The following is an 11,300-nucleotide window of genomic DNA, read 5'->3' on the forward strand; positions in this document are numbered from 1 at the left end:
GGTGTGCGGCGCGGTCTACGGCCGTCGGTCGGCGCGCCTGCGCGCGGCGTGTGCGCGGACCTTCACCCGGTTGCCGCAGGCGGCCATCGAGCACCAGGTGCGGCGCCCGCGCACGTCGACGAAGAGCCAGCCGCAGCCCTCGCCGGGGCATGCCCTGACCGCGTCGCGCTCCGGGCGTGCGAGGAGGTCGGCGACGGTGAGCGCGGCGGCGAGGACCGGTCGTCTCGGGTCGTCGCCGGGTGGGAGCCGGAAGCCCGAGGTGGGGGTGAGCCTGGTCTGCGCGTTGGCCTCCTCGGCAAGCTCGGCGAGTCGCGGGAAGGCCGTGTGGTCGCGGTACTGGAGGACCCGGTAGGCCAGCTCACGCAGCTCGCGGAGCTCGTCGAGGACCGCATGGCCGACGGGTGGGCACGGGCCGAGGCCGGTCAGCTCCACCCAGGTCGCGAGGACCTCGGGGGTCGTCAGCCACTCCCTGCGGTGCTCCGGCGGCTCGTTCCAGCCTGCGAGGGTGTTGCACAGCTCGAGCGCCGGGTGGCCGGAGATGGGCTTGGGCAACAGCGTGCCACCGACGCTGACCGCGAACGGCGGCACCTTCTCGCTAACCACTCATGTCACGATAACCGGTGTCGCGCGTGCGTGATGACCGAGAGGTCCGAAGGGCGCAGTGCGTCGGTCCGGTCCAGCATGCCCGGTACGTCCCGCTGGCGGTGGTGCCGGACCACCTCGAACCCGTGCCGGTCGAGGAGGGCGGCCATGTCGTCGGGCGACAGGAAGGACCGCCACGGCTCGCCCTGCCCGGCGGCGACGGGCGCGACGCCCGCGACGTAGGCGTCACCCGCCGCGTCCCGGAGTCCCTCGGGGAGCATGTGGTCGACGACCAGCTCACACGGCGGGAGTGCGGCGAGCGTGGTGTCCAGCTCGGCCGAGGTGAGGTACATGGTGACGCCGAGCCAGCTCACCAGGGTCCGGCCTGCGTCCTTCAGGTCGGCCACCGAGCCGAGGTAGGTCGCCGTCGCGGATATCCCCGCCTTTTCCAGTGCCTGTCTCTTCCAGTTCTGCGTCGCGGGCCGGTCGATTTCGACCACCTCGACCTCGTTCCGGCGGTAGGCGAAGGTGTCGAGTCCGGCACCGAGCAGTACGTACCGGTCGAAGCCACCGACGAGGTCCTCTGTGACGCGGCTCCGGCAGACGACCTGCGCGCGGGCACCGGCGAGGATCGGGTGTTCGCCCTGAAGCCGGTGGTAGGCAAGGAGTTCGTCGGCCCGCTCGCCGAGGAGGGACTCCGCGAGGGTGTCCGCGAAGATGTGGGGTTCGGCATCGACCAGCAGGTGTGCCGCGCGGGCGGCAGCGGCGGTCGACGCTGTCTGGCTGGGTTTTTCAGAATTCACGCTCGCACGATACCGAGCTATTTCCCACTATATCACAAACAAATAAATATCAGAAGAGTGCGGCAGTAACGGTTCGGCGCCGGGTTCGCTGCCCGGCGCCGAACCGACGTGTCAGGAGAGCACCACCAGGAGGTCGCCGCCCTCCACCTGCTGCATCGAGCCGATGGCGACGCGCTGGACCGTGCCTGCCTTCGGCGCGGTGATCGACGCCTCCATCTTCATGGCCTCGATCGTCGCGACGGTGTCGCCCGCCGCGACCGTGTCGCCCTCGCCGACCGTCAGGGTCACGACCCCGGCGAACGGCGCGCCGACGTGGCCCTGGTTGGTCCGGTCGGCGCGCTCGGCCACCGGCAGGTCCGAGGCGACCGACCGGTCCCGCACCTGGATCGACCGCAGCTGGCCGTTGAGGTTGGCCATCACGGTCCGGATGCCGCGCTCGTCCGCCTCGCCGATCGCCTCCAGCTCGATCAGCAGCCGCACACCCTTCTCCAGGTCGACCGGGTACTCGATGCGTGGCTTCAACCCGTAGAAGAAGTCCTTGCTGGCCAGGACGGACGTGTCGCTGAACTGCTCGCGGTGCGTCGTGTACTCCTTGGCCGGCGCGGGGAACAGGAGCCGGTTGAGCGTCGCGCGCCGGTCGTCGGCGAGCCCGGCCCTGTCCTCGTCGGACAGTCCCGGCGGCTCCGGTGCCGCCGCGCGACCCTTGAGCGCCTTGGTGCGGAACGGCTCCGGCCACCCACCCGCGGGGTCGCCCAGCTCGCCACGCAGGAAGCCGATCACCGAGCCCGGCACGTCGAAGCGGCCGGGGTCGGCCTCGAACTCCTTCGGGTCGACGCCCGCGCCGACGAGGTGCAACGCGAGGTCGCCGACCACCTTGGACGACGGGGTCACCTTGATGAGGTGGCCGAGCATCCGGTCCGCGGCGGCGTAGGTCGACTCGATCTCCTCGAACCGGTCGGCCAGGCCCAGCGCGGTGGCCTGCGTACGCAGGTTCGACAGCTGCCCACCCGGGATCTCGTGGGTGTAGACACGTCCGCTCGGCCCCGGCAGCCCGGCCTCGAACGGCTTGTAGATCTTCCGCACGATCTCCCAGTACGGCTCGAGGTCGCACACGGCCTGCAGGTTCAGGCCGGTCTCGCGGTCACTGTGGTCGGTCGCGGCGACGATCGCCGAGAGCGACGGCTGCGAGGTGGTGCCGGCCATCGACGCGGTCGCGCCGTCCACGGCGTCCACACCTGCCTGGATCGCGGCGAGGTAGGTCGCCAGCTGGCCACCAGCGGTGTCGTGCGTGTGCAGGTGGACCGGCAGGTCGAACTCCTTGCGCAGCGCGGTGATCAGCCGGTGCGCGGCAGGCGGGCGCAGCAGCCCGGCCATGTCCTTCACACACAGGATCTGCGCCCCCGCGCCGACGATCTGCTCGGCGAGCTTGAGGTAGTAGTCCAGTGTGTACAGCCGCTCGCCGGGGTCGGACAGGTCGGCGGTGTAGCACAGCGCGACCTCGGCGACCGACTTCCCGGTCGCCAGCACGGCGTCGATCGCGGGCCGCATCTGCTCGACGTCGTTGAGCGCGTCGAAGATGCGGAAGATGTCGATGCCGGTCTCCGCCGCCTCCTCCACGAACGCGGTCGTCACCTCGGTCGGGTACGGCGTGTACCCCACGGTGTTCCTGCCACGCAGGAGCATCTGCAGCGTGATGTTCGGCAGCGCGGTTCGCAGCGCGGCGAGCCGCTCCCACGGGTCCTCCGCGAGGAACCGCAGCGCGACGTCGTAGGTGGCGCCGCCCCAGCACTCGACGGACAGCAGCTCGGGCGTCAGCTGCGCGACATAGGGCGCGACCGTCACGAGGTCCTTGGTGCGCACCCGGGTGGCGAGCAGCGACTGGTGCGCGTCGCGGAACGTCGTGTCCGTGACGCCGACCGACTTCGACTCGCGCAGCCAGCGGGCGAACCCCTCGGGGCCCAGCTCGTCGAGCTTCTGCTTGGAGCCTGCCGGTGGCGTGCCCAGCTCGATGTCCGGCAGCTTCCTGATCGGGTCGATGATCTCCGGCCGCTCGCCGTGCGGCTTGTTGACCGTGACGTCGACCAGGTAGGACAGCAGGCGTGTGCCGCGGTCGCCGGAGCTGCGCGCGGTCAGCAGGTGCGGCCGGTCCTCGATGAACGAGGTGGTGACGTTGCCCGCGATGAAGTCGGGGTCGTCGAGGACCGCCTGCAGGAAGGGGATGTTCGTGGCGACCCCGCGGATGCGGAACTCGGCCACCGCGCGGCGGGCGCGGGAGACGGCGAGCGCGAAGTCACGGCCACGGCAGGACAGCTTGACCATCATGGAGTCGAAGTGCGCGCTGATCTCCGTACCGGGCGAGACCGTGCCGCCGTCGAGCCGGACACCCGCGCCACCCGGCGAGCGGTAGGCGCTGATCCGGCCGGTGTCCGGGCGGAAGCCGTTGGCCGGGTCCTCGGTGGTGATGCGGCACTGGAGCGCGGCACCCCGCAGCCGGACCGTGTCCTGCGACAGGCCGAGGTCGTCGAGCGTCTCGCCGCTCGCGATCCGCAGCTGCGACTGGACGAGGTCGACGTCGGTGACCTCCTCGGTGACCGTGTGCTCGACCTGGATGCGCGGGTTCATCTCGATGAACACGTGCCTGCCGTCCTGCGAGAGCAGGAACTCGACGGTGCCCGCGTTGCGGTAGCCGATGTGGCGCGCGAACTTCACCGCGTCGGCACAGATCTGCTCACGCAGCGCGGGGTCGAGGTTGGGCGCTGGCGCGATCTCGATGACCTTCTGGTGGCGGCGCTGGACCGAACAGTCGCGCTCGAACAGGTGCATGACGTTCCCGGCGCCGTCCGCGAGGATCTGCACCTCGATGTGACGCGGGTGCACGACCGCCTGCTCGAGGAACACCGTCGGGTCGCCGAACGCGGACTCCGCCTCCCGCATGGCCGCCTCGAGCGACTCACGCAGCGCCTTGGCCTCGAGAACCCGCCGCATGCCACGCCCACCGCCGCCGGCGACGGCCTTGACGAACAGCGGGAAGCCCAGCTCCTCGCCGGCCCGGAGCAGCTCGTCCGGATCGGACGAGGGCGCCGTGGAGTTCAGCACCGGGATGCCTGCCTCCCGCGCGGCGGCGACCGCGCGGGCCTTGTTGCCGGTGAGCTCGAGGATCTCGGTTGACGGGCCGACGAACGTGATGCCGGCCGCCTCGCAGGCGCGGGCCAGCTCGGGGTTCTCGGAAAGGAAGCCGTAGCCGGGATAGACGGCGTCGGCGCCCGCCTTCCGCGCGGCCTTGATGATCTCCTCGACGGAGAGGTAGGCGCGGACTGGGTGACCGGGTTCCCCGATCTCGTAGGCCTCGTCGGCCTTCATCCGGTGCGCGGAGTTGCGATCCTCGTGCGGGAAGACCGCGACCGTGCCGGCGCCCAGCTCGTATCCGGCGCGAAACGCCCGGATGGCGATCTCGCCGCGGTTCGCGACGAGCACCTTTCGGAACATGCCGTACCTCCAGTCAGGGGGTTCGGGAACTCCCGGAAACGTTACCTGGAAGTTCCCGCCTGTCGGGAGCGACGTCCCACGGGATGACTAGTCCTGGGGCAGTGTCATGGTGACCTTCGCCTCACCGCTCGCCGTGAACGGGAAGGCGAGGCCGCCGAAGTCGCAGCTGAGCTCCGTGGTCTTCATGGTCAGCGTGGCATCGGTCAGGTCGGCGGGCACCTCGAAGGCGAGCCGCTGGTCGGAGGCCAACGCCTCCACCTTGGACTGCCGGTCGACCGCCGGGTAGTCCTGTATCCCGTTGTTCAGGGTGAACGCGGTGAAGGGCGGCACGCACGCACTGGCCTCCGAGAGGTAGTCGAGCGACCCCTCGGAACCCGGCTCGTAGTCGATCACCAGCCAGGCCTTCTCCTTGTCGGCGGGCACGTCGCCCAGCTCGGGACCGAAGTAGGTCAGCTCGGCCCTCGTGACCCCGACGACGTACGCACCGGGCTTTCCGTCCTCGTCCGCCAGGGGGAGCTTGGCGGGGGTGAGGTTCTCGACGTAGACGAACGGCGCGTCGTCGGACCGGTAGAGGATGTCGGGCTGCTCGCCGGTGCGCTTGCCGTCGAGGAGGTCGAACTGCTGGGCGAAGTCGGCGTACTTGAGTTCCAGTTGGACCTCGCGGCGGTCCTTGGGCACGCCGACCAGGTACTGGAGGGTCCGGTCGTCGCCGGGTCCGCCGAGGGAGTACTCGAACTCGGGGAGGCTGCGCTGCCTGCCGTCGACGGAGACGGTCGCCTTGACCTTCTCGGCGGCGTCGTCGACGAACGTGGCCACCCGCAGCCGGAAGGCGAGGAGGGTGGAGTCCTCCTGGGCGCCGTAGTCGGTGCCGGCACCGCCGTCCACGACGTCCGCGGTGCCGAAGTCCACGACGTCGACATCGACGCCGTAGTTGCGCAGCCGCCCGTCGTCCGGCGAGCCGAGGCGGATGCCGTCGAGCTCGTCGACCTTGACCACCTCACCGTCGGCCAGCCGCTCGCCGTGGAAAGGCGCTCGGCTGGTGCTGGTCTTGGTGGTTTTGCCCCTGGGCTCCCGCGCCGATACCGGCGTGCCCTCGGTGCCACTGGCGCAGCCCGTCACGAGTGACCCGACCGTCGCCATCAGTAGGAGTGCCCTGCGCATCGTCCCCCCATCGTTCACCGTCCGACGCAGTTCGCCGACGTACGGTTGCGTCATCGTGCCAGTTAGTAGCCTCTGGTCCCGTGGATGATCTGGACCGCTGGACACGGGTGCTGCCTCTCGGCTCGGGTGCCTACGGGGAGGTGCACCTGGCGTGGGACAGGCAGGTGGACCGCTGGGTGGCCCTGAAGCGCTTCACGGGCCAGGACGAGCTCGGTCTGCTGCGCATGGTGATCGAGTCCCGCATCCGCGTGTCGCACCCGCACCTGGTGCGCACGCTGGCGTTCCACCTCGTCGACGACCGGGCGTGGCTGGTGACGGAACTGGCCAGGGGCGGTTCGCTCCGCGGGCTGATGACCCGCACGGGCGCGCTCCCGTGGGGCTGGGTGGCGGAGGCGGTGGACCAGGTCCTGGCCGCGCTGACCGCACTGCACGCGACGGGGGTGGTCCACCGGGACCTGAAGCCCGCGAACCTGCTGCTGCGCTCGTACGGCGCGACGAGCCCGCACCTGCTGGTGGGTGACTTCGGCATCGCCATGTGGCGCACGGTGTCCATGACGGGCGTCGGCGCGGCGATAGGCACGCCGGGCTACCTGGCGCCCGAGTACCTGGACGGCGGCCAACCGTCCCCGGCGACGGACCTGTTCGCGGTCGGCGTGCTGGCAGCCGAACTGCTGGCGGGCAGGCGCCTGGTCCACCACAGCAACGCGTCCCCGACGATGCCGTCGTCCTGGGGGGAGGTGCTCCCCATCCCGCCAGGCGTCCCACCCGCCGTGGCGACGGTCCTGCAGCGCATGGCGTCCCCGGACCCGACCCGCCGCTACCGGGACTGCGCCCAGGCTCGGGAGGCCCTCCTGGCGGTGGCACCCCGCCACCTCCGAGGCGACCTGACGACCGTCGAGGCCCCGGACCTCCTGGCGGCCGTACCACCGGGCTGGACCCCGGACGGCCCGGAACAACCCACGGCGACCCTTCGACGCCAGGACCCGGTGCCGACCGAGCCGGCCTCCGTCCCCGACCTGGTGGGGCTCCCCATCGACGGCGGCCCCACAGGCCTGGTGCCGGAGAACCAGGCGACAGCCGCCTCTCCCGTACCCACCTCGCCCGGCGACGAGCAAACCGACTCGGCCACCGCCCCTGACACCACCTCCACGGGCCTCGACTCTCCTGACACTCCTCCAGGCGAGTCCCCCGCCGACGTCTCCGCCACGCCCGACACCCCGCCAGAGGACCCGACCGCCCAACTGCGTGGCCACGCGTCCCCCGGCGGCCCGGCCAGCCCGCCCCAGGGCTCGTCAACCAGAGCCATGCCTCGCCGCAGGATCAGACAGGCCGTCGTCCTGGTGGTCCTGGTCCTCCTGGCCGCGGCAGCGGGCATCCTCTGGTGGGCCGCCACCCACCACACCGTCGACGGTCACCCCACCGCGCGCACGGGAGCCGGCCGGCCTGAACAGTCGGCCGGCCGGTGGGTCCCCACGGTCATCGCGCCGTGCAACGCCGTCGACATCGCCGCCACACGCACCGGCGAGAACGGCCGGGAACGCTGCCAACGCACCCCGACCCCGGACCAACCCCAGCACTGGGTCGAGGAACCCTCCGGCGGCTTCCCCACCTCCGACCCCGGCGGCCCCTTCCCCGGTGAGCACTGCGGCAACGACGGCGACCGCCGCTACTCCCCCGTCGGCGACCACCTCGAATGCCAGGCCGACACCTGGCACCCCATGACCTAGCCGACGAACAACAACCGGTTCGCCGTCCCCGCAGGCACGTTGCACAGCCGGTCCCGGGTCGACGCGGCGACCAGAGCCGCCGAGACCTCGGCGGCGGACGCCGTCGGGTGGTCCTCCAGGTAGATCCCCGCCGCGCCCGCGACATGCGGCGCCGAGAACGACGACCCCGAGAACGTCGCGAAAGCCGTGTCGGTCGTGGAGACAGGCCCCACGATGTTCACCCCCGGTGCGAACATGTCCACGACCGAGCCCCGGTTGGTGTTCGACGGCAGGCAGTCCCGCGAGTCGCTCGCCCCGATCGTCAGCGCCTCCACCACCCGCGCGGGTGAGAAGTTCCCCGCGTCCGTCCCCGAGCCGCCCGCCGCCACCGCGTAGGTCACCCCGGAGGCGATCGAGTTGCGGACCGCCTCGTCCAGCGCGGTGTTCGGCGACCCGCCGAGGCTCAGGTTCGCCACCGAGGGCCCCGCCGCGTTCGCGGTCACCCAGTCGATGCCGGCGATCACGTCCGCGATCGTGCCAGCACCGTTGTCCCCCAACACCTTCACCGGCACTATGCCGATCCGCTTCGCCACCCCGAACCGCGTGCCGCCGATGATGCCCGCCACGAACGTGCCGTGCCCGTTGCCGTCCGACGCGTCGGTGTCGTCGTCCACGAAGTCGTGGCCGGGCAGCACGCGTCCGCCGAAGTCCTGGTGTGTCGGCCGCACGCCGGTGTCGATCACGTACGCGGTCACGTCCGGGGCCTCGTTGGGGTACCGGTAGACCGCGTCCAGCGGCAGGTCATGCTGGTCGATCCGGTCCAGCCCCCACGACGGCGGGTTGGGCTGCTCACCCAACGCGTGCACCGGCGTGTCCGGCACGACCATGTCCACTCCGGACTCGCCGGCGAGCGTCTCGGCCTCCTTCTCGCTCAACCGCACCGAGAACCCGTGCAGCGCCGCCGTGTAGACGTGCTCGACGGACTCGAACCGGTGTGTGTAGGCACCCACATCGCCGTTCAGCACCACGATGTAGGCACGTTCGACCGCCGCCTCGGCAGGCGCCGCCCACAGCGCCGTCACCAGGCACGCGACGCCGACCCTCGCAATCAGCTTTCGCAGGTTCATGTCCAACGTCGTTACGCGTCCACGCAGAAGTGAGCAAGGTTCACCATTTGCCAACCGTGACGGTAGGGAAAACCCCACCACCCGTCCGGGGGAGCGCACCCGTGTGCCGGCACACCCGCCCCGAGATCATAAACCCGTTGTCCCCCAAGGGGATTGAGCTGGGAAAGGAAAGCATGTGCGCAGGCAACCAGTAACGGTGCGCGTCGCCAGGTGGAGTGCGACGCACCCATGGCGAGCGATCGGCTTATGGGTCGTGTTCGTCGCGGTGTGCTTCGCGGCGGGTGGGTGGGCGGGGACCAGGACCGCGACGGACTCCGACCTCGCCATCGGCGAGGCCGGCCGGGCCACGACGATCGTGGCCGACGGGAACTTCGACGAGCACGTCAGGGAGAACGTGCTCATCACGGCCAGGAGCGGCAGGCTCGACCAGGCCGAGGCGCAGGCGGCCGCGGCGGACGCCGCCAGGCGAATGGGGGCGCTGGAAGAAGAGGTACTGGAGGTCGGGAAACCCGTTCCGTCGCTGAAGGGTGACGCGCTGCTCGTGCCCGTCACCATGGCCGGTGACGAGGAACAGGCAGGCGAGAACGTCCAGAAGGTCCTCGACACGACCGCCGCCGTGCAGAGGGACCACCCCGAGGTCCGCGTCGAGCAGGTCGGCGGCCGTTCGATCGGCAAGGGCATCAACGACCAGGTCTCCAAGGACCTGTCCAAGGCCGAGTTCATCAGCCTGCCGGTCACGCTGATCATCATGCTCATCGCGTTCGGCGCGATCATCGCGGCGGGCGTCCCGGTACTGCTCGCGATGTCGGCGGTCGGCGCGGCGTTCGGACTTTCCGCGCTCGCGTCACACCTCGTGCCCGCGGTCGAGTCGGTCAACAGCGTGATCCTGTTGATGGGCATGGCGGTCGGCGTCGACTACTCGCTCTTCTACCTGAAACGCGAACGCGAGGAACGGCAGAACGGCGCGTCGCACACCCGTGCCGTGGAGATCGCGGCCGCCACGTCGGGTCACTCGGTCGTCGTCTCCGGCGGCGCGGTGATCGTCTCGATGGCCGGCCTGTACCTCGCGAACGACGCGGTGTTCGCCTCGCTCGCGACCGGCTCGGTGATCGTGGTCGCGGTGGCGGTGCTCGGTTCGCTGACCGTGCTGCCCGCACTGCTCGCCAAGCTAGGCAAGCGGGTCGACCGGCCGCGCGTGCCGGTGCTGTGGCGGCTCACCAACCGCACCGGACCGCCGAGGGTGTGGCCGAAGCTGCTGCGTCCCGCACTGCGCTACCCGCTCGTCACGTTCCTCCTCTCCGTTCTCGCACTCGGTGCGCTCGCGCTGCCCGCGCTGGACATGAAGCTGAAGTCGAGCGACGCGGCGGACCTGCCGCGCAGCATCCCCGTCGTCCAGGCCTACGACCGGCTCGCCGCCGCGTATCCCAGCGAGGGCACGACGCACGTGATCGCGGTGCGTGCCCAGCCGAGCCAGGCCGGTGACGTGCGTGCGGAGCTGACCGAGCTGTCGAACCGCACACAGGACGACCCGCTGTTCGCGAAGGTCACGGCACCGGTGATCAAGGTGTCGAACGACCAGCGCATCACGACCCTCCAGCTCCCGACTCCGCACGCCCCCGGCACCGAGGACGCGGAACGGTCGCTGACGGAACTGCGCGGGACGCTCGTGCCCGCGACGATCGGCACGGTGCGTGGCGCGGAGTACGCGGTCGGTGGCGACATCGCCGGAAGCGCGGACTACAGCCAGAACCTGGCGGACCGGATGCCGATCGTGATCGGTTTCGTGCTGCTGCTGACTTTCCTCATCATGGCGGTCACCTTCCGGTCACTTGTCGTGGCGGCCACCGCGATGCTGCTGAACTCGCTCTCCGCCGCGGCCGCGTTCGGCACGCTCGCACTCGTGTTCCAGCACACCTGGGCCGAGGGCATACTCGACTTCCACTCGAACGGCTCGCTCGTCGCCTGGATCCCGCTGTTCCTCTTCGCCGTCCTGTTCGGACTGTCGATGGACTACCACGTGTTCGTGGTGAGCCGAGTCCGCGAGGCGGTGCGGGGCGGGATGCCCACGAGGGAGGCTGTCGCGCACGGCATCAGCCGATCGGCCGGTGTGGTCACGTCGGCGGCCCTGCTGATGGTGTCGGTGTTCGCGATCTTCGCGACGCTCTCGATGACCGAGATGAAGCAGATGGGCGTCGGTCTCGCGGTCGCCGTGTTCATCGACGCGATGGTCATCCGGGTGCTCGTGCTGCCCTCGGCGATGGCGCTGCTCGGGAAGGCGAACTGGTGGCCGGGACGAATCATTCGTGACAAAGAGTCATCACGACCCTCATTTGATGATCACCCGACCGAGCATTTACCAGCAGTGGTAATGCCTGGTCGCTGATTAACCGGAACGAACGCCGCCTCGCCGCTCTACCTAGGTGAGGCGGTGTTCG

7 protein-coding genes are annotated in these 11,300 nt (G+C 70.4%); 2 read left to right on the plus strand and 5 right to left on the minus strand.

Annotation, left to right across the window (positions count from 1 at the left end):
* Positions 1-15: 15 nt before the first annotated feature.
* The 4 genes from CLV71_RS42920 to CLV71_RS42935 all read right to left on the minus strand — a co-directional run bounded on the left by CLV71_RS42920 (position 16) and on the right by CLV71_RS42935 (position 6,032).
* Positions 16-603, minus strand: a complete 588-nt coding sequence (locus tag CLV71_RS42920) for a CGNR zinc finger domain-containing protein (RefSeq protein ID WP_133908711.1) — start codon at positions 601-603, stop codon at positions 16-18.
* Between the two features lie 5 nt (positions 604-608).
* Positions 609-1,385, minus strand: a complete 777-nt coding sequence (locus CLV71_RS42925; protein WP_133908712.1) for a class I SAM-dependent methyltransferase — start codon at positions 1,383-1,385, stop codon at positions 609-611.
* Positions 1,386-1,496: 111 nt separating this feature from the next.
* A complete protein-coding gene (locus CLV71_RS42930) occupies positions 1,497-4,871 on the minus strand; it encodes a pyruvate carboxylase (protein WP_133908713.1) in 3,375 nt (1,124 codons plus the stop codon).
* A gap of 87 nt (positions 4,872-4,958) precedes the next feature.
* Entirely contained in the window at positions 4,959-6,032 is a 1,074-nt protein-coding gene (locus CLV71_RS42935) for a hypothetical protein (protein WP_133908714.1), read from the minus strand.
* A gap of 80 nt (positions 6,033-6,112) precedes the next feature.
* On the opposite strand from CLV71_RS42935, the gene CLV71_RS42940 reads away from it, so the two are divergent.
* Positions 6,113-7,759: a serine/threonine protein kinase gene (locus CLV71_RS42940; RefSeq protein ID WP_133908715.1), complete on the plus strand. Its 1,647-nt coding sequence runs from the start codon at positions 6,113-6,115 to the stop codon at positions 7,757-7,759.
* Here the strand turns inward: CLV71_RS42940 and CLV71_RS42945 are convergent.
* Positions 7,756-8,865 (minus strand): S8 family peptidase, encoded by a 1,110-nt coding sequence (locus CLV71_RS42945; RefSeq protein ID WP_133908716.1) that lies wholly within the window; start codon positions 8,863-8,865, stop codon positions 7,756-7,758. The two genes, CLV71_RS42940 and CLV71_RS42945, sit on opposite strands and share 4 nt — an antisense overlap.
* 253 nt (positions 8,866-9,118) lie before the next feature.
* Between CLV71_RS42945 and CLV71_RS42950 the strand changes: the two genes are divergently transcribed.
* A complete protein-coding gene (locus CLV71_RS42950) occupies positions 9,119-11,248 on the plus strand; it encodes an MMPL family transporter (protein WP_243867340.1) in 2,130 nt (709 codons plus the stop codon).
* The last annotated feature ends 52 nt before the right edge of the window (positions 11,249-11,300 follow it).

The organism is Actinophytocola oryzae (assembly GCF_004364325.1).
Lineage (GTDB): Bacteria > Actinomycetota > Actinomycetes > Mycobacteriales > Pseudonocardiaceae > Actinophytocola > Actinophytocola oryzae.

Bases quoted from the DNA above. Each gene is read 5' to 3' on its own strand.
- CLV71_RS42930 (WP_133908713.1), bottom strand. From the start codon at position 4,871: ATGTTCCGAAAGGTGCTCGTCGCGAACCGCGGCGAGATCGCCATCCGG.
- CLV71_RS42935 (WP_133908714.1), bottom strand. From the start codon at position 6,032: ATGCGCAGGGCACTCCTACTGATGGCGACGGTCGGGTCACTCGTGACG.
- CLV71_RS42945 (WP_133908716.1), bottom strand. From the start codon at position 8,865: ATGAACCTGCGAAAGCTGATTGCGAGGGTCGGCGTCGCGTGCCTGGTG.